A 22,834-nucleotide genomic window follows, 5' to 3' on the forward strand; every position below is an offset into this window, starting at 1 on the left:
GCGGCAATTGAGGTCAGAAAGTGACCGTTATAGCTCGTAGCGTGGATCTCGCGAGGACGGCACGGGCCCCGGGCCGGGTGCGCCGACTGATCGAAACAAGGAGAACGATGACCGACAGCACGATGCCGACGATCACCCCCACGGCGTGGGAAGTGCGGCTGGCCAAGCACCTGAAGACGGAGCTTGGGCTCGACAACTTCGACCTCGTGCAGGTGCAGACGCCCGAACCGGGCGCCGGAGAGGTCTTGGTCCGCACGGACTACCTGGGCCTGTCGGTCGCCTATCTGGAGATGATGCGCGCCGACTCCCATCTGCCGATCCCGCCGTGGCAGGTCGGCCAGCGCATCGGAGGCGGCGCGGTGGGCACGGTCGTGCGCTCCAACAGCGCGGACCTGGCCGTCGGCGACCTGGTCCGCACCATGACGGGGTGGTGCGAGTACTCGGCCGGGCCTGCGGACCAGTACCCCAAGCTGGACCCGGAGTTGTTCCCGAGCCCGGTGCACTACCTCAGCCAGGGGCCCACCGCGTACTACGGGATGGCCGAGGTCGCCAAGGTCGGGGCCGATGATGTCGTCTTCGTCTCCGGTGCGGCGGGCGGCGTCGGGTCGCTGGCCGGGCAGATCGCCAGGTGCCGGGGCGCCGCGAAGGTGATCGGCAGCGCGGGAAGCCAGGAGAAGATCGACTACCTGGTCAACAAGCTCGGCTTCGACGCCGCGTTCAACTACCACGACCGCCCCCTCCTCGATCACCTGCGGGAACTGGCACCCGAGGGCATTACCGTCTACTTCGACAACGTCGGCGGCGAACAGTTCGAGGCAGCGGTCGTAGCGGCTGCACCCGGTGCCCGGTTCGCGCTCTGCGGTGCGCTGGCCACCCAGATCGGCGACCACGAGAACCGGTTCCCCGAGCCGGACCTCACCGCGGCGACCGCCAAGAGGATCGAGGTCCTGCCGTTCTCCACCTACCACACGCCGGAGCAGGTCGCGGCGTGGACCGAGCACTTCAGCACCTGGTTGGGCGAGGACCGCTTCGTGTTCCCCCACACGATCGTGGAAGGTGGCGTCACGGCCGCTCCTCAGGCGCTCGTCTCCCTGCTGCAGGGCAACTACAGGGGCAACGTCTCCGTGAAGATCGTCGGCTGAGGCTCAACGCGAACCGCCTGTCACATACTGACGGGCGGCTCGTTCGCTGCAGCGTCCCCACCACATCCAAGGAGATCCGGCACCACATGCCCGATATCCCCGTGCTCTCCACCCGCACCCTGAACCGGACACTGCTCCAACGTCAGTTCCTGGCGGCCCGAACCTCCCGCCCAGCGCTCGACGTCGTCGAGCACCTGGTCGCCCTGCAGGGGCAGGAGCCCAACTGGCCCTACGTGGGCCTGTGGACCCGGCTGGCCGACTTCCGGCACGACGAACTGACGGCACTGCTCCACGACCGGCGCGTGGTGCGCTCCGCAGTCCTGCGCAGCACCCAGCACCTGACCAGCAGCGACGACTTCCGCTGGCTGCGGCCAGTCGTCCAGCCCGTCCTGGACCGCACCACGCGGGCGCGGTACTTCGCCGCACAGACTGCCGGGCTGGACCTCGACGAAATCGCCGCCACCGGCACGGAGCTGATGGCTGGTCGGACCCTGCAGCGGCACCAGCTCGCCTCGTCGCTCGCCGAGCGCTTCCCCGGCCGCGACGGCCGCGTGCTCGCGGGGGCGGTAGAACTGAGGGTACCGATGGTGCATGCCCCGGCCACCGGCGCGTGGGGAGCTTGGGGCACCCGTGCCGGCATCGCCATCACGGTCGCGGAGCAGTGGATCGGCCGACCGATGGCGGCGCCGCAGGTCGCGAGGCTGATCCGCCGCTACCTGGCGGCGTTCGGCCCGGCCGGTGTGAAGGACATCCAGGCATGGTCGGGGCTGACCCGCCTGCGCGAGACACTCGACGAGCTGCGGCCGCAGCTACGCGTCTTCCGCGACGAGCAGGGCACAGAGCTCTTCGACCTGCCCGACGCGCCGCTCGCCGACCCGGACCGACCCGTCCCGGTGCGCTTTCTGCCCGCCTTCGACAACCTCCTCCTCGGGCACGCGGACCGCGCCCGAGTGATCAGCGAGACGGATCGTAAGCAGGTGATGCCGGGTCAGGCGATGGTGCGGCCCACCTTCCTGGTTGACGGATTCGTCCACGGCACATGGTCGAAGATGGGCTCCACACTGCTCATCTCCCCGTTCCGGCCGCTGTCGCAGACAGACACCGCGGCGGTGCTGGACGAGGCCGAGGCACTTCTCGCCTTCATCGCACCGGATGCCGCCAACCGGAGCGTCACGTTCAGCTGAGATAGGAATTGTGAATGATCGCTCCGTAGGGAATCGACAGCGAGGTCGTCCGTCGGCAGGCATCAGCACACCGCACCGTATGGAGGCACCATGGCCGTGATCTGGGCCGGCATCGACGCAGGTAAGAGAGCGTCTCATTTGGTGAGTCGGCGGTAGCAGATGAAGATGCAGGCGACGCTGGTGAAGACCAGGAAGTGTTCGGCCTTGCGTTCGTAGCGGCGGTGGCGTCTGCGGCAGCCGGCAAGCCAGGCCATGGTGCGCTCGATGGTCCAGCGGTGGCGTCCGAGTCGCTCGCTGGACTCGATGCCCTTGCTGGCCATGCGGGGCGTGACAGCGGCCGTTCGCGTCGGCGGTGTTCTGTCCGGCATTCCGGCGCGGGCGTTGTGCGGCGCTCCAACGGAACGGGCTTCTCGCCGGGGTCACTGGGTTCCTCCGCGATCCGGTGAATCCCTGGCCCATGGCCCGCGTGCCCACGGCCCGCGGCCTCACGGGCCTTGCCGCGCAGGCGGTCGTGCAGCTCCTTGACCAGGCCGTTCTTGCGCCACCTGCGGAAGAAGGCATAGACGCGGTCCCATGCGGGGAAGTCGGCGGGAACGGAACGCCACTTGACGCCGTTGTCGGTGACGTAGAAGACCGCGTCCAGCATCTGCCGGTGACAATAGCCCTCCGGCTGGCCGCCCCGGCCCTCCAGCCAGGCCGGCACCGGCAGCGCGTCACGTACCACCGCCCACTTCGCGTCGGTCATGTCCGACGGGTACCTCCGTCCTCTCTCCGGCCGGTCGGCTGCGTTCCCGAACCGGTGAGCGAGGCAATCGCACGCCGACGGCGCCGAGTTGAACTCGAAGGACGAAACCGCGTACAACTGCATCAACAGGGCCGCCGGTCTCACGAGTTGGCTTCAACAACCCTCGTGCTGCACCAGAGGCCCTGCTTTCATGCCCCCACCCGGTCAAGATCACCCGACCAGGCACCCTGTTCGACCAGAACCGTCCTCGTGATCGATAGGCATACGGCTTCTAATTCCAATTTACCTGCTGTAAGCCGGAGTTGATTGCTGAGGAACGACAACTCCAGGGGTGGGATGATGCTGGTCGTTGACCTCGTCGTGGTTCCTTGGGGATTGCAGTGTGTCGTGTTGAGTTACCTTGATCTGGGTCCGGCGCTGAGCGGGTCGCTGGACCCTGACAGTCGGATTGTCAGTTGCTGAGTGCCAGCCTGATACCGAAGATGCCGATGACGGTGCCGGTGATCCGGTCGAGCAGACGGCGGGCCTGGGGCTTGCGGAGCCAGCCGTGCAGGACGCGAGAAAAGCCGATGAGGACGGCAGACCAGAGCAGACCGATGAGGATGTGCACCATGGTGAGCAGGAGGCCCATGGTGAAGTGGCCGGCGCCTGGGGGGATGAACTGAGGCAGGACGGCGACGTAGAAGGCGCCCATTTTCGGGTTCAGGAGGTTGGTGAGCGTTCCCTGCCGCCAGCCGCCGCTGACCGAGTCCGCACCGGCGGCCAGAAGGGAATCGTCCGTATCTGGCGTGGGCAGTCCCCGGAAGGTGTCCCGGAGCATGCGGGCCCCCATCCAAATCAGGTAGGCGGCGCCGATCCAGCGCAACGCGGTGTAGGCGAGGTGGGAGGCCGTGAGAAGCGCGGTCACTCCGAGGGAGGTGAACGCACCCCACACCAGGGTGCCGGTCTGGATTCCGAGGACGACGCCCCAGGCTCTCCTGCGCCGGCCAAGGGCCGACGTGCGCAAGATTAGCGCCGTGTCGAGTCCGGGAGTCAAAGTGAGAAGCCCTACAACTAGGGCGAAGGACCACAGGGCGGAGCTTATTGCCATGGAATGCCAGCTTACCCCGCCAGATCGCCTGCTTTGTTAGCGGGTCCGGTGGATCTTGAGCCGTTGAGCTTCTACTCCAAAGAGACAGGCCCTAGCTTGATCTTTAACGTCCGTCGTCGAATGGTGCGTCGAACTTGATCACTCGGTTCGGTAACCGCCGTACACGGAGGCGGCCTTCGTCCGAACATGTGCTCCGACCAAGGAACACACACATTCAGCACGAAGGCCGTGAGGATGAGTCTGCTGCATCGCGATGCCCGGCGAGAGACGTTGGCGGGGCGTTGTCAAGTTGTTGATGTAGCAGCCGCTTGAGGATGGTCTCTCCCCCCACTCCACGACGTACCAGTGGTGAGGGAGGGCGCCCATCGCAGACGAAGGTCTGGGTAGCCGTACAAGTTCCCCCGCGATTGAGTTCGGGGCATGCAGGCCTGGTGGTTCGGCTGGTGGATGATCAGCAGGCGGCGTTGTCGGCGAGGACGAGTGCGGTGCTGTGCTCGCGGCGGGTGGGCCTCTTTGCGGCACGGTCAAAGATCAGGGCGGCGGTGGCCTGCTGGGTCTCGGGGAAGGTTTCACGGCGTCCGGTGAAGCGTCTCATCGGGGCCCGCTGCCGCAGTTCGGCGTTGGTGTGCTCGACGCAGATCCTGGCCGATGACTGCCGTCGCCTCGCCTCGCGCCAGGCGTGCTTGTTGCCGTCGCAGTCGTCCTCCTTCGGCTTCTTCGGCGGAGCGGTGACCTGACGGGGGAACTCCTTGGCGAGGCCCTGGTAGCCGGAGTCGACCTTCGCTCTCACGCCGGGACGGGTCCGGAACTGCTCGGCGATCCCTTCAGTGCACACGGCGGTCTGGTCGTGCATCCGGCGGGGCCGTTCCGCCCCGGAATAGAGCAGGCGGCCCTGGCCGTCGCTGAACGTGGTGGTCTTGATGGTGTTCTGCTTGCGTTTGCCCGAGACGAACGCCCGGCGCCCGGGGCGGCCGGCCTGTGGGCGGCGGACCTGGGTTTCGGCCCCGTCGAGCCGCAGCTCGATGTTCTCGGCCTCGGCGTAGGCGAACACGTCCTCCACCGTGCGCAGGCGCAGGCCGGGCCGGTCGGGGACGGCGAAGCCACGGGCCGCGAGCAGGGGCCTGACCTCGCCGATCGCCCTGCCGACGGTCGAGGAGCCGACGCCGTGGACCACGGCGAGGGCATCCTGGGGCAGACCGGTGCGCAGGTAGGCCGGCGTGATGACCAGCCGGTCTCGGAAGGCGAGTTCGTACTTCGGGCCGGCCCCGGCCGGACGGCGGCGGCCGTGTCCGCGCCGGTCGTGACGCTCGCTCTCGCACCGTGATTCCCCCCGGTTCGACCTCGTCGACCAACTTGCCGAAGTGCTGGCGGCTCACGCCGCAGAAGGCAGGATGGGACAAGGCCGCGCGGGCCCACTTCTTGATCACACTCGAAGAACCCGCGCGGCCCTCGTCATGTCACGACCCCGCCCCGATCGATCGCGGGGGAACTCGTTATCAGGTCGATCACCGGGGACCGGCGACGCCGACCAACCGTCCGTACGTCCCTGTCGATCGTCCAGGGATGTCCGGCTTCGACCGCTGCTGCTCGCGCTTAACGTGTCAGCCGCTGATGCCAGCCGCCGCATGCGATCTTGACAAGCGCGGCTCCTGTCTGTGCGACAGGAGTTTGTCAATGTGGCATGCCCACGCTTCTCCGCAGGGTCGGGACGCCATCCAGGGCCTCGACCCGAGGTTCCGGCCAGACCCATATCGGCTGGCCGCGCCACGTGACCCCTGCTACACCAGAGAGAAGGGAGGTGTGCATGCCTCGTGGTCTCGTCAAGGGGTTGACCGCGTTCCTTGCGGCAGTGGCAGGCCCACTCGCCGTGTGCGCGCTCCTGACACCTATCCGAGCCACCCTGTCCCAGACCAACGTAGCCCTGATCCTGATGTTGGTCGTCGCGGCGGTGGCCGCCCTCGGCTACCGGTGGGTCGCGGTTCTGACAGCCCTTTCCGCCGCCGCGTGGTTTATTTTCTTCTTCACCACTCCGTACGAAAGCTTCATCCGCTTCAAAAACGCGGACGACATCGTCACCGCCGGGCTGCTGCTCGTTGTCGGCCTTGCCGTCTCTCAGCTGGCTCGCCGCTACACCCGCGAGCACGCCATCGCCACCACGCTGCAGCGCAGCCTGCTGCCTCGTGCGCTGCCGGACACTAGCGCCGTCCGGCCGGCGTTCCGGTACGTGCCCGCCGAGGCTGAGGTCGGCGGGGACTGGTTCGACGTGATCCCTCTCCCGGGATTCCGCACCGCCCTGGTAATCGGGGACGTGGTTGGCCACGGCCTAGGCTCCGCGGTCACGATGGGGCGGCTACGCACCGCGGTCCGCAATTTCTCCACCCTCGACCTACCGCCCGACGAGCTACTGGCCCGCCTTGACGACGTGGTCAATCAGATGGATGTGGAGGCGGGCGACAGCGAGGAGGGGACTGTCGCGGCTACGTGTCTGTATGCAATCTACGACCCGGTCTCCTGTAGCTGCACGATGGCAAGAGCCGGTCACTTTCCGCCCGCTATCGCCTATCCGGACGGCCGCGTGGAGATTGTCGACCTGCCCGCAGGCCCCCCGCTCGGCGTAGGCGGCCTGCGCTTTGAGGCCGTCGAGCGGAGGCTGCCGGAGGACACGCAGCTCGTGCTCTACACCGACGGGCTCATCCACAACCGTCACCGCGACATCGGGACCGGCCTGAAGCTACTGTGCGACACGCTCTCCGGCGTGGGGCTCGACCCGGAAAAGACGTGCGAGATGATCCTGGAGGCGGTACTACCCGCCCGTTCAGTCGATGACGCCGCTCTCCTGGTCGCCCGAACCCGCGCGTTTCCCCGTGACCGTATCGCCGAATGGGACATCCCAGCCATTCCCGCCGCGGTGCCCGCCCTGCGCGCCGAGGTGCTCGCGAAGCTGGCCGACTGGAACCTGGAGGAGACGGTATTCGCTACCGAGCTGATCCTCAGCGAGCTGGTCACCAACGCCATCCGTTACGGGGCACCCCCTGTCCACCTGCGCCTTCTGCGCGATACGAGCCTGGTGGTGGAGGTCAGCGACAGCAGCAGCACCTCCCCGCATCTGCGCTACGCGACGGCCGTGGACGAAGGCGGCCGCGGGATCTTCATCGTCGCCCAGCTCGCCGAGCGGTGGGGAACCCGCTTCACCCCCACCGGGAAGATCGTCTGGGCCGAGCAGTCGGCCCCATCGGTTCCCGTCGTCCCCGTCCTGGCCTCGGTTCCGTGACCGGGCTTGACTGCCCGAAGCCCTCCACAGGGCCTGCTGCCCGGGCCAGCCTCCGATTCGGCGCAGCTAGTTTGGAAGACCCCGTACGCGGATGCTTGCTGACCTGCGATGTCGTTGACCTGCGTGGGAGCTCCTCGCTGTCCGCGATTCCCTGTGGTTCCCCGCTCGTCTCCTGGTGATCGGGCACGCAGGGGGCACGCCGCTGGGGAACGGGCTGCACCTACGATGTCGAATCATCAGGTTGTCGGCTTGCTGTGGACGTGGGGAGGCGGCATGAAGGTTCCAGTGGCCTTGATCGGCTCTCGAGCGGAGCGCACGGCATTTGATCAGCAAGTGCGGCTGAGCCTGTGCGCCCTCGATCCGGACGAGAGGTACCGGCTGGATGCCGAGTTGGTGGTGGAGGCGCCGTTCCTGTTCCGGGATGCTGCTGGCGAGTGGCACGAGCTGGACCCCGGCACAGGTGTGAGCCTCGCGCCTGTTCTAGCGCTCTACTGGCAGTCGGTCACCGCGGTCGACGTGCGTGACCATGGCGCGTTGGTCATCGACTTTCAAGAAGGCGCAGGGCCCTGGATCGGGCCAGACCCACAATTTGAGTCCTGGCATCTGACCGGGCACGGAATCGACCCGATCACGGTCGGTCCTGGCGGTGAGGACGACTGGGTGCGCTGACTGGCGACAGCACGGATACGGCGGGTGACCTTCGCCGCGAGGTCGGTGGAGTCTCAATGACTCATCAAGCCCAGGGGGCGCCGGGTACCAGTTGGAGGTGGCGCCCCGACGGCACGGCCTTTGCGGTCTGACTACATCGTTATCAGGTCGATCACGGGCAGTCGATAAGGTCGACCAATCGCCCGGAGTCCTCGGCTGACCATCCGTTGGCATCCGGCGTCGGTCGGCGCAAGAACGGCGCCACCAGCCAGAAGCCGAAGCGGCGCACCGGCACCGTCGTACGGCGTGACGGCCGCGAGCCCCTCGGACTCGGCAGCCGGATGATGACCGAGCGCGGCATGGTCGCCCCGGCCGCCGGCGGAAGCGTCCTCGCCCTTCTCTGCACCATGCCGACAGGTGATCTACTCGGTGTGCAGCACCGAGGCGATGGTCATCCGGGCCGCCGACCGGGCCGGGACCAGGGCGCCGAGGACTGCGATCGCCACACCCGCCAGGAGCATCGCGGCCAGCTGCGGCGCGTGCCACACGTCCTTCATATACGCGGGGAAGTCGACCACCCCGACATGGTCCACGACGAGGCGGTGCGCCTCGATCCCGAGCGGGATGCCGAGCAGCCCGCCGACCGCGCCCAGCCCGGCGACCGAGGTCACCGTCATCACCACCACCTGCCGGGGCGTCATCCCGATCGACTTGAGCATGCCCAGGTCCCGGCGCCGCTCACGGGTGTTCAGGAGAACGGTGTTGAAGACACCGAGCGACGCGACGAGCGTCAGCAGCACCGTGAACACCGTCGAGAAGGTGATGACGGTGGCGGTGCCGGCGTTGCCGGAGTCCATCACCGACGCGTGCAGGCCCGGGTCGAGCGCCGCGACCGCCTCGGCGTAGGCGCGCGCGTCGGCGCCGGAGGCGAGCCGTACCGTGTACTCGGTGGCGTGGGCGTCCGGTGCGAGTTGGGTGAGGGTCTGCCAGGTGGCCTCCAGGGCCCGGGCGTTTCCCTCGATGAGCTGGCCCACGACGGTCGCGGTGATCTTCCTGCCGTTCAGCTCCAGCGTGACCCGGTCACCGAGCTTCAGTCCGCGCTGGGTCAGGAAGGCCGGCCCGGCCACGATCTCGCCCGCCGCGGCCGGCGCCCGGCCCTTGACGATGGTGTGCTCGTACAAGGAATCGTCGCCGCGGTAGAAGTCTGTGAAGACGGGCTGGGTCTGCCCGGTCATGTTCGCCTGGGACAGCGCGCGTGCCCGTACCCCCTCCGCACCCGGCAGGGACCGCAGCCGTTTCTCGATCTGCAGGTCACTGAGCCGGGGCGGGGTCCGGTCGTTGCCCGACCCCCCGGTCGTCACGTGGATCCTGGCGCCTCCGTCCTCCCGCCCGACATTGCCGTACGCCACCATGGTGCTGGTCAGTCCGGTCGACAGGGTCACCGTGGTGACCCCGAGGACGATGGCGGCCATGGTCAGCAGGGTGCGGCTGGGGCGGGCGAACGGCTGGCCGAGGCCCAGACTGACCGGGCGCGGCAGCCGGGTGGCGCCGAGCATCCGCTGGACGCGCAGCCCACGCCCGGTCCGCGGCGCGCCGCCCGCGCTGATCGCCCGTGCGGCGGGTAGCCGGTGGGCGCGCAGGGCGGGGACCAGCGCGGCCAGCAGGACGAGGGCGGGCATGCCCACGAGGCAGGCCACGGACACCCACGGGCTGATGTCGCCGACCGAGGCCCGGCCCACGTCGATGCCGGTGAACGCGACCTTCAGGATCGGCCCGGCCAGCGCGTTGCCGGCCAGCGTTCCCAGCACGCAGCCCACCACCGCCGGTACGGAGAGCATCGTCAGGTAGACGGCGACGACCTGGTTCGGGGTGAAGCCCAGGGCCTTGAGCACCCCGATGTGCCGGTTCCCGGAGACGACCGCCCCGCTGACCACGTTGCCGACGATCAGGGTGGAGACGAGCAGGCCGAGGACGCCAAAGAGCGTCATGAACGGGAGGTAGGAGTCGGCCAGCGCGGAGAAGGCCTGCTTGAGGGTGAGGTAGGTCTGTGCGCCGGTCAGCGATTCCTTGGGCAGTCCGGTGGTGGCCCGTGCCAGCGAGGCGCTCAGCTGGGCCTCCGTCGAGGAGTCCGTGAAGCGGTACAGCATCTGGGCGGAGGTCGGGTGCAGTGCGGCCATCTGATCGGGCGAAACCCAGGCGCTCGCCGACTTGCTCATGCTGGTGGCGAATCCGACGACGGTCAGCGTCGCTCCGCCGGGGGTCTCCAGCTTGGTGCCGAGCAGCGCGGTGCCGGGGGAGCCCTGGACGCTCCAGTTGACGACGATCTCGCCGGGTGCGGTGGCCCAGTGGCCCTCAAGGAGTTCGATCCGGTCCACGGGGCCCGCCGGATCGGCCCGGCCCACCACGGTGAGGGTGCCGCCCGCCATCCAGAGCCAGTCCTTGGGGATGTCGACGACGGCCTGCCCGAACGGTCCGGCCGCGGCCTCCACCCCGGGCTGCCGGGCGGTCCGCGCCAGCCGCTCCTGTGAGACCTTCGTAGTGTCGAAGGTCGCCACCGTATGGGCGCCGCGCTGTTCGGCGTAGGCCTTGTCGAAGGGGCCTGATGCGGCGCTCAGCAGCGCCAACGCGAGCAGGACGGTCGTGGTGGAGCAGAGCACGACGAGCCCGATGACGAAGGTCTGGAGCCGGCGGCGTTTCACGGCCGCGCGCGAGGCTCTCCATACGGCGCTCACGCGGTCGCCTCCAGCGTGCTCTCGCGGGCGACCCGGCCGTCAGCGACTTCGACCAGCCGGCTGGCGCAGCGGGTGGCCAGCTGCGGATCATGGGTGACGATCAACAGGGTCTGGCCGATCTGGTTGAGGTCTATCAGCAGATCCATCACCTGCTCGCCCGACCGGCTGTCGAGGGCGCCGGTCGGCTCGTCGGCAAGCAGCAGGGCCGGGCGGTTCATCAACGCCCGTGCGACGGCGACGCGTTGGCGCTCGCCGCCGCTCAGCGTCGCCGGATAGTTGTTCCGGCGCTCGGTGACACCGAGTTCGTCCAAGAGCTCCAGGGCACGGCGGCGCGCCTGCCGGGCCGGGGTGCCGGTCAGCTGCGCGGCCAGCGCCACATTGTCCAGGACGGGCAGATCGTCGATGAGGTTGAAGAACTGGAAGATCATGCCGACGTTCCGTCGCCGGAACAGCGCCAAGCCGGTCTCGTTCAGTTTCCCGAGGTCATGACCATGCACCTCGACTGTGCCCGAGGTCGGCCGGTCCAGGCCGGCCACCATGTTGAGCAAGGTGGACTTGCCGCAGCCGGAGGGGCCCATCACGGCGACCGCCTCCCCCGCCCCGATCTCCAGCGACAGGCCGTCCAGGGCCTTCGCGTCGCCGTACTCCTTGTGCACGCCGTCCAGCCGCACCACCACTTGCCGGGCACTGTCGTGATCAGTTGTCATGGCTCGAACTTAGGACGGAGTCCGCGGACGAGGCGTCACCCCCCGGATGTATCCGTCCGGGCAGGTCATCCCGGGGATGTACGGAGCTGCATCCAGGGGCTGATGTGGGCCGCGTCGTGCAGCTGCGAAGATGATCCGGTGTGGGGATCTGGGACGATCTGGCTGACCATCGCCCTGGCGGCGGCAGTTGGCGCCGCCGGGTGTCTGTGCGTGGCGGTGGTCCGGGCGCGGCGGCTGCACCAGGCGGCCATCGAGGAGCGCGGCTGGCTGCTGGAACGGGAACGCGAGAGCGCGACGCGGACCGCGGTTGACGCCGAGCGGGCGAGGATCGCCACCGAGCTCCACGACATCGTCAGCCACAACGTGAGCCTCATGGTGGTCCAGGCCGGGGCTGCCCGCGAGGTGCTGGCCACGATGCCGGACGAGGCCGCGGCGGCGATGAGCGCCGTCGAGACCGCCGGGCGGAACACGATGACCGAACTGCGGCACCTGCTCGGCCTGCTCGCACCCGCGCAGAACGGCGACGACGAGCCCTACGGTATGGACCTGTCACCGCAGCCGAGCTTGAGCAGACTCAGCCCGCTGATCGACCGGATCGCCTTTGCCGGCCTGCCCGTGGAGATGCGCGTCTCGGGTGAGCCGCGCCCGCTGCCGACCGGGATCGATGTCACCGCGTACCGGATCATCCAGGAGGCCCTGACCAATGCTCTCAAACACGGGGACGGAGCGAAGGCCGAGGTGACGGTGCGATACACGGACCATTACCTGCGAGTCGAGGTGCTGAACAGCGGACCGAGCATCCTGTCGGACAGCCGGCCCGCGCGGAGAGAGCCGGTCCCGGGCCAGGCGGACGGAACGGGACGCGGGCTGCTCGGCCTGCGGGAGCGGGTCGCCTTGTACGGCGGCGACCTTGACGCCCGCCGCCGCCTCGGCGGCGGCTACCGCGTCCGCGCCCGGATCCCGCTGGACCGGCCATGACGACGCACACCGAACCCGCCCCTCGCGTCGTGATCGCCGACGACCAGGAACTGGTCCGCACTGGCTTCCGCCTGATCCTGACCGCCCGCGGCATCGACGTGGTGGGCGAAGCCTGCGACGGAGCCGAGGCCGTGGCCACCGTGCGGAGGCTGCGGCCCGACGTCGTACTGATGGACATCCGGATGCCCGCCATGGACGGCCTGGAAGCCGCCCGCCGTATACTCGCGCAGGCCCCGGGCTGCCGGGTGATCATGCTGACCACCTTCGACCTCGACCACTACGTCTACGCCGCCCTCGCCGCCGGAGCCAGCGGATTCCTGCTCAAGGACGTCACCCCCGCGCATCTGGCCGCCGCCGTACGCCTGGTCGACACCGGTGACGCCCTGCTCGCACCCTCGATCACCCGCCGCCTGGTGGAGCGCTTCGCCCCCAGCGCCCCCAGAACCGGTTCGGGTCTCGCAACCCCGGCCGTCCACCGAGACCTGGCCGCGCTGACGCCGCGCGAGCGCGAAGTGCTGACGCTCATGGGGCGGGGTCTTTCCAATTCCGAACTGGCGCGGGAACTGACGCTCAGTGAGGCGACAGTGAAGACCCACGTGGCCCGGATCTTCGCCAAACTGACCCTGCGCGACCGGGCCCAGGCCGTCGTCCTCGCCTACGAGACAGGACTCGTCTCACCGGGCGAGTCCGCTGACACCGCCAACCACTGCCGATAGCCGGCATTTTAGGAGCCAGGCATGCTCGACGCCGGCACTCCTGTACCAGACGTGAAAATCCAGTTCACCTTGGCGCTGATTACCCTGGTGTGACCTGAGGCTTCTGGTGAGGGACTACGGGAAGGCCGAGGGAGACCGGGCCGCTTCGCGCGATACGGCGGGCCTGCTCGCGCTTGCCCCGTAGGAAGGTGAGCGTGAGGTCGAGCCCTTCGATCTCGCCTCGCCAGTCCTCCTGGACAGCCCGTTGGCGGCGTGCAATCAGGTCTTCCTCCAGTTCGTCGAGGCGGGGGACCATCTTCGGGTTGATGCTCAGCATGGGGCAGCGGATGCAGGCGTGCTCATGAGCGCACGGAGTGCCGTAAGGACGGCCCCCTCGCGCCTCACAAGCACTTCGCCCGCGGCCTGGCCGGGGCACCACGAAGGGCTGAATCGACTCGCCTCGGAAGAGGCCTGCTACGGCCGTCACAGCCCTCTGCCATCCATCCGCTCATCGACCACCGAGATCACGCCGCTCTGAGCGTTGCTCTCGTCGAAGGGAAGCTCATGGACAGGGATCAGCAACTGACGCGTCGCAAGATGTTGCGCGCCACGGCCGCGGCCGGTCTCGTCGCCACAGTCGCCCCCATTGCCACGCGGGCCAGTGCGAGCGCCGCGACGTCGAATCCGGCGCCGGGCAAGGACTGGGTTGTCCACCCGGTGACCACGCCGTCGACCATCTCCGTCCACGGTCGCTCCGTCACGATGGCCAACGGGATCGTGCAGCGCTCCTTCCACACCGCACCCAACTTCACGACCACCTCGTTGAAGAAGCTGGGCACGGGCCAGGAGATACTCGACCACACCGGCGAGCCGGAGGCCACGATCGTCCTGGACGGCACCACGTACGACGTCGGAGGCACGAACGCGTCCGGTGGCTTTGACGCCCTGCGCGCACAGGTCGCAGAACTCACGCCCCGGGTCAACGAGTTCACCGAGTTCCTCACCGACGTGCTGGGCGTGACAGACGTCGGCGCCCGCTTCCCGTACCGCGTCGCCTACCACCCCACCTGTCACTCCTTGCGCGGGCTCAGGCTCGGCGACAGACCGCACCGACTCCTGCGCCGTCAAGGACATCGAACTCGTCGGCCTCCCGGCCGCCGACTCCTGCTGCGGCTTCGGTGGCACCTTCGCCGTCAAGAACGCCGAGACGTCCGGCACGATGCTCGCCGACAAGACCAGGGGAGTCCTCGACAGCGGTGCCGACGTGCTGTGCGCCGCTTGGAGAAGCTCGCCGACAGGACCGGCAAGACCAACTTCTACCGGCTCGCCTCGCACGGCACGGCGCTTTCCACCTCGACATTCTCTGCACCAACTCGGAAAGTGCTGAGTGCCAGCCACTCAGCAGGCAGTGCGGCCCGTTGACCTGCGGGTGCGATGCGGGTGCGATGCGGGTGCGATGCGGGTGCGATGCGGGTGCGATGCGGAGGCGCTGCACACCGCCCTCTCGCGGGTCGGCAGCCGTGACGACGCTCCCTCAGGCCGGTGCGCCCGCTTCGGCTTTCGCGTGGCGACCGCCGTCATGGGTGCCGTGCCAGTCCAGGCAGAGGACGGTGGCGTCGTCGGTGAGGTGGCCGTTGCAGGCGTCGGTCACTGCTGCGGTCAGGGTCCGCACCACTTCGCGGGGGTGTTCGGTGGCGGTGTCGCGGATGATCCCGGGCAGATCAACGGTTTCCGCTTGGCGTTCTTGCATCCCGTCGCTATAGAGCAGGAGCCGGTCACCGGGGCGCAGGTCGAGGTCCTGCACCCGATACGGGTCGGATGAGGGAACACCGAAGGGCAGATCGACGTCCAAAGACACCTCCTGGACCGTGCCCTCGCGCAGGCGCAGCGGCCAAGGGTGGCCCGCGTTGATCAGCCGCGCGCCGCTGCCGTCCAACGGGATGCGGAACAGCTGGCCGGTGGCCAGGGCTTCCGAGCCATGGTCGAAGAGTGCCTGGTGAGTCTGGCGGGCTTGTTCGCTCAGGTCGGCCCCGGCGCGGCGGGCGCCGCGGGAGGCGCTGATCAGCAGGGTGGCCAGCAGGGCGGAGTCGACGTCGTGGCCGACGGCGTCGGTGACGGACAGGTGCAGGGCGTCGTAGTCCAAGGTGTAGTCGTAGGTGTCGCCGGAGATGGAGTCGGCCGGGGCCAGAGCGGCGGCGAGGGTGAACTGGGACGCCTCGCAGGAGGGTGCCGAAGGCAGCAGCTGGCGCTGGATCTCGGCGGCCAGACTCATCGGGGTGGTGCGCTGGCCCCAGTGATAGAGGTCGGTGAAGCGGCGGTCGGCGATGATGATGTACGCGAGCGCGTGCGCGGCCTCCTCGACGCCGACCAGCACCTCTGGTGTGGTGTGGGGCAAGGTCAGCTCCAGCACGCCGATGACATCGCCCCGGTTGGTGACGGGCGCGACGACCCGATACCCCAGCCTGCTGTCTCCCGCCCGCACCAGTCGCTGGGTGCGCAGCACCTCGTCGTAGACGCTGCCGGCAAGCGGAATCTGCTCCGCATGCCGGCCCCTCTGCGAGGCACCTTCCTTACTGACCCGCACCATCCGCCGACCGATGACATCGACGAACAGAAACGACACGTGCCGCGCATCGAACCGATCCTGCAGATTACGCGCGACCACATCAAGGGACTCCATCGGCGCCGCAGCCTCCGCCGCGGCCAACACCGCGGCCAGCTCGATCCGGTCCCGCGCCATGACAGCCTCCCTTCTCAGCACTTCCCCGAAGTCCCGCAGATCCAACGAAAGCCGATCGCGGTCACCGAGGCGGAGCAACATCCGACCGCCGGACCTGGCCACGAGAGTCACTCACGACCGGGCCTTCGCAGTCCCTTCCCGGCGCTACGAGCCGCTGCGCGTTCGCGAGGTCACCGCCGACCGGACGGGGGCGCAACGACCGGTACCGGGCGCGGTGGGCGGAGCGGCTGGAGGCGGTGGGGTTCCTGGACGTGCGGCCGGGCAAGTGCGGAATGCGCTGCGTGGACGTGGTCGAGGCTGATGTAGCCGCCGCGCTCGTCCCGGCCGAAGACGCCCTTGTCGAAGAACCGGCGGAAGAAGTCGACCAGTGCGGTGGTGGTCCGGGGCACCTCCTCACCGACGGAGACCAGCAGCTCCTGGTGGTGGTGCACCACCCGCATTCCCCTGAGCTGATAGCGGCCCTGGCCCGGCATGAGCAGCACAAGCCCGTCGTCCTGGACCTGCTCGCCCATCTGGAGCCGCACGGCGAAATGGTCGTGGTGCTCACCTGCGAGCGCCCCGATGCGACTTCGGCTTCGACGTGGCGCTCCCCTGCCCCTTCGACGACGAGTGTCCAGGCCGCGCCTGGGCGCCGGCCTACTCGGTCACCGGCCTGTACCGGGCGCTGACTGGCGCCATGGACAACGACCCGGACATCGTCTGCACCGTCCACGCCGACCGCGTCGACGACGACCCCGACAGCCTGGCCGACCTCGAAGCGCAGGCCCTGGAAGCGATCCACGGATGAGCTGACGGACCCTCCGTGCTGCCCCGACCCCGGCCACCGCGCCGGGACCGGGGCGGTCGCGGTGGTCCCTCACCACCGCGATCACGAGAGGAGATGGACGTCATGGCCCACCCGTACTACGAGGTTGACGTCCCGATACACAGCAGCGAGCCGCCCGGCCTGGACGGCGTGCACGTCTTCACCGGCCGGGCCGACAGCCGCAGCGCCGCCGTCCAGGCGGCGCCCGAGGTCTACGACGCGGCGCGCGCCGCGGCGCAGGCCGGGCTCGAGATTCCCCACGGGCGCCCGGACGGTTGGGGCGCCTGCGGCTACCGGCCCGGCTGGGAGCCCGACTGGCCCGCCGCGAAGGCCGGCTCCTGGAGGAGCCCGTACAGCTGGCTCAACTCCAGGCCCATCGACCTGTAGTTCTGCCCCGGGACAGCCGCTCTGCTTGACCGGCTTCGACGACTGTCCCGGGCCCTGGAGCAACAACAGTGGCGCGAGGAGCTGGCCGGGTGGGAAGTGGTCTGGCAGTGCCCGTCCTGCCGGACCGACGTCGAACCGGGCACGGTTGGCGAGGACGGCTACCGTCCCGCTGCCGGCGGTCTGTGCCCGGTCTGCGAGCACAGCCGTCGTGCACAGGTAGGGAGGGAAGTTGCGGTTCAGGACGCGGCGGCGACCAACGGGATCCTCGCCCGCCTGCGCGCCCGCGCCGAAGAGCGGTAGCAAGCCCCTGGGCCACGGCCCTCAGCACCAGACACAAATCCCCTCGGCCGGTACGGCGACTGTTCTTGAGTTAGCTCGTCGTCGACGACTGTTCTTGAGTTGGCTCAAGGAGAGTTCACGACCCGTTCGACCCGTCCGATCGGTCAGCGGACGGGATCTCTGCATTTCCGGCCGATGCAATCAGTCAGCGGCGGACAGCCTGTGCCACCAGTGACCGCATCCGCCGAAGCAGGAGCGCTCGCGGCGCCGTGCGTCGGCGATCGTGAGCACCGCGATCAGCAGCCTGAACGCCTTGCGGCGTTCGTCGAGAGGGGTGAGACAGGCGATCTTCCCCAGTTGCTGGTCGATCCGGCCGCGTGTGATCAGCACTGCGGGCGTATGCGTCGGGCGCAGCCCGGCACGGCGGATGCTCTCCGGTGCGTCCTCGGCGACGGCGCGCGCCTGGACGCAGTGATGGCGCAGGAACAGCAGCACCTCGGACTGCTCTTCCGGGCCGAGGCCGTCGAACCACTCAATGCCCTCTGACATCGGGCGCAGCCCCTGGGCAAGTTCGTTGAGCAGGACATCGCGTTCGTTCATGACTGCCTCCCGTGGGACAGGCGGCGCTCGGCCGCGGTGATCAGGATGCCGAGGAGGACCGCGAGTTCGGCCGCACCCTCGGCGTCGTCGGCCCAGCGAGTGGCCTGCAGCGGGTGCACCTGGTCGAGGGAGACGCCTTCGCGGGCCAGGACGAAGGCCAGCGCCGGCCAGTTCGTCTGCCGCCTCCGCTTCCAGCTCGAACGGATGCTGGCGCGGATCCACGTCCGCCCATGTCAGGGTGTGTGCCCACAGCTCACTCACCACGCCACTCTGCCGTGCGCAGCCGCTCGAACACCAACCCATTACGAGCAGCATCGCCAAAGCACCGGGAAACGATCTCCAGTCAAACGGAAATCGATCTTCATCCGTCTCTGGAGTGCCTGGTCACAGGCACTCGTGAACACCCCTACGGACGCCTCTCGGCGGGTGCGGGCCACCGGGGCCGACATCGAGGCCGCTTTGCTGTACAGACCGGGCGGACTGGACAGCCTCCAGCAGCTCCGCGACCGCGGTGGCCTGGGCCCCCAGTACCCCGCCCGCCTGACGCACCGGTACGAACAGCTACGCCGCTTCGTACCGGTGCGCCCTGTCCGCCCCGGCTACCGCACCCGCGGGGGCCGGGCGCTCCTTTCGCGGGCGGGGGAGGTGACGGGAACTACTCGGTGATGCCCGACGTCTGCTGTGCGGGAGCGGCGTGGGTCTTGGGCTTGGTGACCTTCTGGACCCTGTACGTACCGGTCCAGGGCCTGAGGGCGGTAGCGCTGCCCTTCTTCACCCAGTAGTAGTCACCGCACCGGGCGGACGTCGAGGTGGCCCAGAGGAAGTCGGCATGCTGCTCGTAGACGTCGAACTGGTACTGCTTGTACACCCGTCCCGTACGGACCAGGTAGTGGGCCTTGTCCTTCAGGTTGAGTTCGACCTTCTTGCTGAAGCTCTCGGTCTTGTTGATCTCGAATCCCAGACCGGCGTTGATCACCCCGTAGCTCAGACCGAAGGTCGCGCTGACCTTGCCGCCGAAGTCCACCTTGTACTCCCACGTGTTCTTCGCCGGCCCCGGCATGCTCTGCACGTGCGCGGGGTCGTCGGGCCACTCGTATACGGTCGTGACGAACTTCTTGTTCGTGATCTTCTTCTCGCCGATCGCGCAGGACCCCTTCGGGTGCGGGGACTTCTTCTGTGACTGGCCGGCCGCGGCGTTGACGATCGTGTCGGTGGAGCCGGGGTCGGTGGGGCCGGTGGACAGGGTCTGGGTGGCTCCGTACCCGAGCCCGCCGACGAGGAGGGCGGCCGCCAGGGCGATGACGGCGGGGCGGGTTCTCCCGGTGCCCGTGTCGTCTGCGCCCCGCCCGGGGGGTACGCGGGGCGCTGACGACCCTGCCTGTCTTGGGCCGCCGTCGGCACCAGAACAGACAGGAGATCAGCGAGGACCCAGCGGGTCGGCGGACCGCTTCTCGGCCCGCTCCGTGCACGCCTCGGTGTCGGCGCAGGCGCGAGGGAACCACGAGTACGCCGCCCCGTTGGCCGGCCGGGCGCGCTGCTCTCCCAGATCGATGTCGTCGCCCACCGTGAGGGGGTACCGACACCAGACGCAACGCCACCCGCGGCGCTGCTGCTCGGTGAGCTCGTTGACTGGCGGTAAATTCCTCACGGTCATGGCGTCCCCGGGTTGTCTCGTCGGCAGTTCCCTGACGGTACGAGCGGGCGCAGCAAACGAGGGTCAGAAATCCTGCCCCTCGCTCATCCGTTCGAGTCAGGCGGCAAGCAGCCCGAGTTGGTCAGCCAGAGCTGCAGCCCGCTTCCGGCGGGCAGGGAACCTCGACTCGGTCTCTTCCAACACGATGCGCCTGGCGTACCCGTTGTACCGGATCGTCTCCGGTGCGGCCTGGTGCGCCTTCTCCAGGGTGGCGAGCGCCGTCTCCGCCTGCCCGTCGAGCTGGTACGCGCGGGCCTCTTCGATGCGGTGCCGGGCCAGTCGCGGGCGGGACGGGATCGCCACGGAGTCCGCGGCAACGGCCTGCCGTACCGACTCCCCGCCGGCGCGCAGCTCGACAGCAACGGTCACGGCGTGTGCGCCCATGATGGCCCGAGAGAACGATGTGATCGGGTGGTAGTACGTCGGGTTCAACCGGCGGGCGGTGGCCTGTGCCTTATCCCACCACCCCCACGCCGCCCCGTTCTCCCCGCGGCGGGCAGCGGTGTACCCGGCTTCGAACTGCAGCGCCCCCGTGATGGCCACCGTGCGGTCATCCGCGTCGGGCAGGAACCTTTCCAGGTAGCCGAGGGCCTCCGTCGTCATGGCGTCCGCCGCATCGAAGTGCGACGGGCCGCTGTCGCGGTGCGCCTGCGCGGCCAGCCACGCGGCCACGCCGATCGCGTGCGGATCCTCGGACTCCTGCGCCGCGACAATGCCGCGCTCGGCCACCCGCCACAGAAGGGCACTGTCCGGCTGGTACGCCACAAAGAACTGGCTGAGGCTGTACACCTCGGACAGCACCGCCTGTGCTGCCCGCCGGTCCGATGCGGTGTCGGCCTGCCGCACTGCCAGCTGCGCATCCCGGATCAGGCCTGGCAGCAACTCGCCAATGACCTCCCGGTGATTGGGCGCCTGATGCCGTGCCGCCCACGCCTTCGCAAGGCGGGCCGCTAGTGTCCTGCGCCGGAGATCCGTCGGCAGAAGTGGGCGAGGGAGTCGAGGATTTCTTCGGCGGTCTTGGTCCAGATGAACGGCGTGGGGTCCTCGTTCCAGTTCTTGACCCAGCGGCGGATGTCGGCTTCGAGGGCCTGCACGTTCTTGTGCGCGCCTCGGCGGATCATCTGGTCGGCCAGGAAGCCGAACCACCGCTCGACCTGGTTGATCCATGAGGAGCCGGTCGGGGTGAAGTGCAGTTGGAACCGGGGGTGTTTGGCCAGCCATGTTCTGATCGCCGGGGTCTTGTGGGTGCCGTAGTTGTCGACGATCAGGTGGACCGCCAGATGCGCGGGCACCTGCTTGTCGATCTTGATCAGGAACTTCTTGAACTCCGCCGCCCGGTGCCGCCGGTGCAGGGAGCTGATCACCTCGCCGGTGGCGACGTCGAAGGCCGCGAACAAGGTGGTCAGACCGTTACGCACGTAGTCATGAGTCCGCCGCTCGGGCATTCCAGGCATCATCGGCAGCACCGGCTGAGACCGGTCCAACGCCTGGATCTGGGACTTCTCGTCCACCGACAGCACCACCGCGCCCTCGGGCGGGTTGAAGTACAGACCTACGACGTCGTAGACCTTCTCCACGAACAAGGGGTCTGTCGAGAGCTTGAACGTGTCCGTCAGGTGTGGCTTGAGCTGGAACTTCCGCCAGATCCGGCCGACGCTCGACTTCGACAGGCCGCTGCGGTCGGCCATCGACTTCCGCGACCAGTGCGTGGCGTTCTTCGGGATCTCCTCCAGCGTCGCGACCACGACCGCCTCCACCTGATCGACGCCGATGGTGGGTGGCCGGCCCGGCCGTGGCTCGTCCACCAGGCCATCCAGCCGCTCGGCCAGAAACCGCCGCCGCCACTTGCGGACCGTGTCCGCGGTCACCCGCAATTCGCGGGCGACCACGACGATCGGCGGGACCTCGGGCCCGGCACACGCGAGCACGATCCGGGCCCGCAGGGCCAACGCCTGAGCCGTCGTAGCCCGACGCGTCCACCGCTCCAGTGCCATCCGCTCCTCGGCGGACAGCAGTAACGGTTCCAGCTTCGGACCACGACGAGGAATGGATGTACCAGCTGCAGAAGTCACACAACAACTAACGATCAACTACCGGCGCAGGACACTAGGTGCCCAGCAGACGGAGCCTCGCGGTCCCCGCCCAGCGTCAGCGCGTTGACGGCATCCCGGACAGCAGGCAGCCGCGAATGCCCGGGGCCGATGAACAGGTGCACCGGGGCGGACTGGTCGCCGGTGAGGTCGGAGAGGTCGCGAACCCGCAGGAGCTCGGCGATGCGCAGCACGATGGGCAACCTCGGCATACCGATCTCTCCTCGCTCCACCTGCTTCACCCACGAGGGCGACATGCCGAGCAGGCCGGCGGCGACGGGGCGGCTGATGCCGCGCTTGGTGCGGAGGATCTGCATGCGCTGACCGAATGCCATCGGGTCGGCGTATGGGTCCGGGGTAGCATCAACTGGCATGGCCTTGCCCCTCTCTGAGCAGCTCGTCACTGTCAGGGTATTGGGCAAGGCCCTTTCTGTGGGTTGCGTCACTTGATCCAGAACGCACGAAGGTGCCTGTCCCGCTCGAAAATACGATTCGGTGGTGTGAGCTGCGGTGGTGTTGTTTGGTCAGGCGGTGCGGTGATACTGGTTGATCAATTCTCCGAGGATGGGTTGTCGCCGGATCCGGTGGGCCTGGAGGTCGGTGATGGCGGCCGGGTTGGACGGTTGGTCGCTGTCCGGGGGGAACTGCTGGCGGGATTGGTGGGGACGGTGTCCGTTGTAGTGCTGGATGTACTCGGTCAGTACTTTCACGGCGTGGGCCTCGTTGTAGATCGGCATGCGGTCGAGGAGCTCGCGGCGGAGGGTGCCCACGGCTCGCTCGCAGTTCGCGTTCGCTTTGGGTGCCCGTGGTGGGCTGAGCGGAATCTCCACGCTGTCGGCCTCGAAGACGGCGTCGAAGGCGTGGGTGTACTTGCTGTCCCGGTCCCGGAGGAGGAATCGCAGCGAGTCGATGCGGCGGTCCGGGATCACGGCGGGGTTCCTGGCCTGCTGGACGGTTCATTGCGCGGTGGGATGGGCGGTGACGCCGGCGAGGTGGAGGCGCCGGGTGCCGTGCTCGATGACGACCAGGGTGTAGAGGCGCTTGAGTG

23 protein-coding genes and 5 pseudogenes are annotated in these 22,834 nt (G+C 68.5%); 11 read left to right on the top strand and 17 right to left on the bottom strand.

All coding sequences use genetic code 11. From position 1 onward, the window contains the following. Positions 1–107 precede the first annotated feature (107 nt). Positions 108–1,142, top strand: a complete 1,035-nt coding sequence (locus tag OG395_RS47660) for an MDR family NADP-dependent oxidoreductase (protein WP_327248497.1) — start codon at positions 108–110, stop codon at positions 1,140–1,142. An 86-nt stretch (positions 1,143–1,228) separates the two neighbouring features. Beyond that, on the top strand, positions 1,229–2,326 hold the full coding sequence (locus OG395_RS47665; protein ID WP_327248498.1) for a winged helix DNA-binding domain-containing protein: 1,098 nt from the start codon (positions 1,229–1,231) through the stop codon (positions 2,324–2,326). Between the two features lie 134 nt (positions 2,327–2,460). Here OG395_RS47665 and OG395_RS47670 read toward each other — a convergent pair. From OG395_RS47670 to OG395_RS47685, 4 genes and pseudogenes are all read right to left on the bottom strand, one after another. Next, positions 2,461–2,670: pseudogene (locus OG395_RS47670) on the bottom strand (transposase); the annotation flags it as partial. Between the two features lie 179 nt (positions 2,671–2,849). Next, a pseudogene (locus OG395_RS47675) lies at positions 2,850–3,194 on the bottom strand (transposase); the annotation flags it as partial. A 328-nt stretch (positions 3,195–3,522) separates the two neighbouring features. Continuing rightward, complete coding sequence (locus OG395_RS47680; RefSeq protein ID WP_327248499.1) at positions 3,523–4,161, bottom strand: LysE family translocator; 639 nt, start codon at positions 4,159–4,161, stop codon at positions 3,523–3,525. Positions 4,162–4,612: 451 nt separating this feature from the next. Beyond that, positions 4,613–5,389: a transposase family protein gene (locus OG395_RS47685; RefSeq protein ID WP_327249689.1), complete on the bottom strand. Its 777-nt coding sequence runs from the start codon at positions 5,387–5,389 to the stop codon at positions 4,613–4,615. Between OG395_RS47685 and OG395_RS47690 the strand changes: the two genes are divergently transcribed. The 3 genes from OG395_RS47690 (at position 5,327) to OG395_RS47700 (ending at position 8,101) form a co-directional block, all read left to right on the top strand. Continuing rightward, a complete protein-coding gene (locus tag OG395_RS47690) occupies positions 5,327–5,485 on the top strand; it encodes a hypothetical protein (protein ID WP_327248500.1) in 159 nt (52 codons plus the stop codon). The genes OG395_RS47685 and OG395_RS47690 overlap by 63 nt on opposite strands. 480 nt (positions 5,486–5,965) lie before the next feature. Continuing rightward, positions 5,966–7,432 carry an ATP-binding SpoIIE family protein phosphatase gene (locus tag OG395_RS47695; protein WP_327248501.1) on the top strand — a complete coding sequence of 489 codons (1,467 nt, stop codon included), beginning with the start codon at positions 5,966–5,968 and terminating at the stop codon, positions 7,430–7,432. Positions 7,433–7,705: 273 nt separating this feature from the next. Further along, positions 7,706–8,101, top strand: a complete 396-nt coding sequence (locus tag OG395_RS47700; RefSeq protein WP_327248502.1) for a DUF6188 family protein — start codon at positions 7,706–7,708, stop codon at positions 8,099–8,101. Positions 8,102–8,502: 401 nt separating this feature from the next. Here the strand turns inward: OG395_RS47700 and OG395_RS47705 are convergent, their stop codons facing one another. Both OG395_RS47705 and OG395_RS47710 read right to left on the bottom strand, forming a co-directional pair. After that, on the bottom strand, positions 8,503–10,812 hold the full coding sequence (locus OG395_RS47705; protein WP_327248503.1) for an FtsX-like permease family protein: 2,310 nt from the start codon (positions 10,810–10,812) through the stop codon (positions 8,503–8,505). After that, positions 10,809–11,519 carry an ABC transporter ATP-binding protein gene (locus tag OG395_RS47710; RefSeq protein ID WP_327248504.1) on the bottom strand — a complete coding sequence of 237 codons (711 nt, stop codon included), beginning with the start codon at positions 11,517–11,519 and terminating at the stop codon, positions 10,809–10,811. The genes OG395_RS47705 and OG395_RS47710 overlap by 4 nt, the downstream gene beginning before the upstream one ends. A 138-nt stretch (positions 11,520–11,657) precedes the next feature. Between OG395_RS47710 and OG395_RS47715 the strand changes: the two genes are divergently transcribed. Together OG395_RS47715 and OG395_RS47720 are read left to right on the top strand one after the other, a co-directional pair. Then, positions 11,658–12,497 (top strand): sensor histidine kinase, encoded by an 840-nt coding sequence (locus OG395_RS47715; protein ID WP_327248505.1) that lies wholly within the window; start codon positions 11,658–11,660, stop codon positions 12,495–12,497. After that, entirely contained in the window at positions 12,494–13,213 is a 720-nt protein-coding gene (locus OG395_RS47720; protein WP_327248506.1) for a response regulator transcription factor, read from the top strand. Before OG395_RS47715 ends, OG395_RS47720 begins: the two co-directional genes overlap by 4 nt. Before the next feature lie 79 nt (positions 13,214–13,292). Here OG395_RS47720 and OG395_RS47725 read toward each other — a convergent pair whose 3' ends face one another. Continuing rightward, entirely contained in the window at positions 13,293–13,529 is a 237-nt protein-coding gene (locus OG395_RS47725) for a recombinase (protein WP_327248507.1), read from the bottom strand. Between the two features lie 587 nt (positions 13,530–14,116). On the opposite strand from OG395_RS47725, the pseudogene OG395_RS47730 reads away from it, so the two are divergent. Further along, positions 14,117–14,471 (top strand): annotated as a pseudogene (locus OG395_RS47730) (heterodisulfide reductase-related iron-sulfur binding cluster); the annotation flags it as partial. A gap of 255 nt (positions 14,472–14,726) precedes the next feature. Here OG395_RS47730 and OG395_RS47735 read toward each other — a convergent pair. Beyond that, the gene (locus tag OG395_RS47735) at positions 14,727–15,932 is read right to left on the bottom strand and encodes a PP2C family protein-serine/threonine phosphatase (protein WP_327248508.1); all 1,206 of its coding nucleotides are present in this window, start codon (positions 15,930–15,932) and stop codon (positions 14,727–14,729) included. Positions 15,933–16,102: 170 nt separating this feature from the next. After that, complete coding sequence (locus OG395_RS47740; protein WP_327248509.1) at positions 16,103–16,456, bottom strand: hypothetical protein; 354 nt, start codon at positions 16,454–16,456, stop codon at positions 16,103–16,105. Positions 16,457–16,512: 56 nt separating this feature from the next. Between OG395_RS47740 and OG395_RS47745 the strand changes: the two genes are divergently transcribed. Next, positions 16,513–16,719 (top strand): hypothetical protein, encoded by a 207-nt coding sequence (locus OG395_RS47745; RefSeq protein ID WP_442818692.1) that lies wholly within the window; start codon positions 16,513–16,515, stop codon positions 16,717–16,719. 102 nt (positions 16,720–16,821) lie between these two features. Continuing rightward, positions 16,822–17,124, top strand: a complete 303-nt coding sequence (locus tag OG395_RS47750; RefSeq protein ID WP_327248510.1) for a hypothetical protein — start codon at positions 16,822–16,824, stop codon at positions 17,122–17,124. A 480-nt stretch (positions 17,125–17,604) separates the two neighbouring features. Here OG395_RS47750 and OG395_RS47755 read toward each other — a convergent pair whose 3' ends face one another. After that, positions 17,605–18,003 carry a DUF5958 family protein gene (locus OG395_RS47755; RefSeq protein ID WP_327242286.1) on the bottom strand — a complete coding sequence of 133 codons (399 nt, stop codon included), beginning with the start codon at positions 18,001–18,003 and terminating at the stop codon, positions 17,605–17,607. Continuing rightward, the gene (locus OG395_RS47760; RefSeq protein WP_327248511.1) at positions 18,000–18,122 is read right to left on the bottom strand and encodes a hypothetical protein; all 123 of its coding nucleotides are present in this window, start codon (positions 18,120–18,122) and stop codon (positions 18,000–18,002) included. Before OG395_RS47760 ends, OG395_RS47755 begins: the two co-directional genes overlap by 4 nt. Positions 18,123–18,399: 277 nt before the next feature. Here OG395_RS47760 and OG395_RS47765 point away from each other — a divergent pair, with 277 nt between their 5' ends. Continuing rightward, positions 18,400–18,669, top strand: coding sequence for a hypothetical protein (locus tag OG395_RS47765; protein ID WP_327248512.1), 270 nt, complete (start codon positions 18,400–18,402; stop codon positions 18,667–18,669). On the opposite strand, the gene OG395_RS47770 is transcribed toward OG395_RS47765, so the two are convergent. The 6 genes and pseudogenes from OG395_RS47770 to OG395_RS47795 all read right to left on the bottom strand — a co-directional run bounded on the left by OG395_RS47770 (position 18,659) and on the right by OG395_RS47795 (position 22,715). Then, entirely contained in the window at positions 18,659–19,072 is a 414-nt protein-coding gene (locus tag OG395_RS47770) for a hypothetical protein (RefSeq protein WP_327248513.1), read from the bottom strand. The two genes, OG395_RS47765 and OG395_RS47770, sit on opposite strands and share 11 nt — an antisense overlap. 348 nt (positions 19,073–19,420) lie before the next feature. Then, the gene (locus OG395_RS58685; RefSeq protein WP_442818693.1) at positions 19,421–19,567 is read right to left on the bottom strand and encodes a hypothetical protein; all 147 of its coding nucleotides are present in this window, start codon (positions 19,565–19,567) and stop codon (positions 19,421–19,423) included. Positions 19,568–19,753: 186 nt separating this feature from the next. After that, positions 19,754–20,650, bottom strand: a pseudogene (locus OG395_RS47780) (XRE family transcriptional regulator); the annotation flags it as partial. Beyond that, positions 20,647–21,690 (bottom strand): IS630 family transposase, encoded by a 1,044-nt coding sequence (locus tag OG395_RS47785; RefSeq protein ID WP_327244963.1) that lies wholly within the window; start codon positions 21,688–21,690, stop codon positions 20,647–20,649. The pseudogene OG395_RS47780 and the gene OG395_RS47785, both read right to left, overlap by 4 nt. Positions 21,691–21,797: 107 nt before the next feature. Then, a pseudogene (locus OG395_RS47790) lies at positions 21,798–22,160 on the bottom strand (helix-turn-helix domain-containing protein); the annotation flags it as partial. A 150-nt stretch (positions 22,161–22,310) separates the two neighbouring features. Further along, positions 22,311–22,715 (bottom strand): integrase core domain-containing protein, encoded by a 405-nt coding sequence (locus tag OG395_RS47795; RefSeq protein ID WP_327248515.1) that lies wholly within the window; start codon positions 22,713–22,715, stop codon positions 22,311–22,313. Positions 22,716–22,834 lie beyond the last annotated feature (119 nt).

The organism is Streptomyces sp. NBC_01320 (genome assembly GCF_035974375.1).
In the GTDB taxonomy this organism is placed as follows: Bacteria; Actinomycetota; Actinomycetes; order Streptomycetales; family Streptomycetaceae; genus Streptomyces; species Streptomyces yanii.

Excerpts from the sequence above, each read along its gene's own strand:
- OG395_RS47660 (WP_327248497.1), top strand. The coding sequence starts at position 108 with ATGACCGACAGCACGATGCCGACGATCACCCCCACGGCGTGGGAAGTG.
- OG395_RS47665 (WP_327248498.1), top strand. The coding sequence starts at position 1,229 with ATGCCCGATATCCCCGTGCTCTCCACCCGCACCCTGAACCGGACACTG.
- OG395_RS47680 (WP_327248499.1), bottom strand. The coding sequence starts at position 4,161 with ATGGCAATAAGCTCCGCCCTGTGGTCCTTCGCCCTAGTTGTAGGGCTT.
- OG395_RS47695 (WP_327248501.1), top strand. The coding sequence starts at position 5,966 with ATGCCTCGTGGTCTCGTCAAGGGGTTGACCGCGTTCCTTGCGGCAGTG.
- OG395_RS47700 (WP_327248502.1), top strand. The coding sequence starts at position 7,706 with ATGAAGGTTCCAGTGGCCTTGATCGGCTCTCGAGCGGAGCGCACGGCA.
- OG395_RS47710 (WP_327248504.1), bottom strand. The coding sequence starts at position 11,519 with ATGACAACTGATCACGACAGTGCCCGGCAAGTGGTGGTGCGGCTGGAC.
- OG395_RS47720 (WP_327248506.1), top strand. The coding sequence starts at position 12,494 with ATGACGACGCACACCGAACCCGCCCCTCGCGTCGTGATCGCCGACGAC.
- OG395_RS47725 (WP_327248507.1), bottom strand. The coding sequence starts at position 13,529 with ATGCTGAGCATCAACCCGAAGATGGTCCCCCGCCTCGACGAACTGGAG.
- OG395_RS47735 (WP_327248508.1), bottom strand. The coding sequence starts at position 15,932 with ATGGCGCGGGACCGGATCGAGCTGGCCGCGGTGTTGGCCGCGGCGGAG.
- OG395_RS47750 (WP_327248510.1), top strand. The coding sequence starts at position 16,822 with ATGGCCCACCCGTACTACGAGGTTGACGTCCCGATACACAGCAGCGAG.
- OG395_RS47755 (WP_327242286.1), bottom strand. The coding sequence starts at position 18,003 with ATGAACGAACGCGATGTCCTGCTCAACGAACTTGCCCAGGGGCTGCGC.
- OG395_RS47785 (WP_327244963.1), bottom strand. The coding sequence starts at position 21,690 with ATGGCACTGGAGCGGTGGACGCGTCGGGCTACGACGGCTCAGGCGTTG.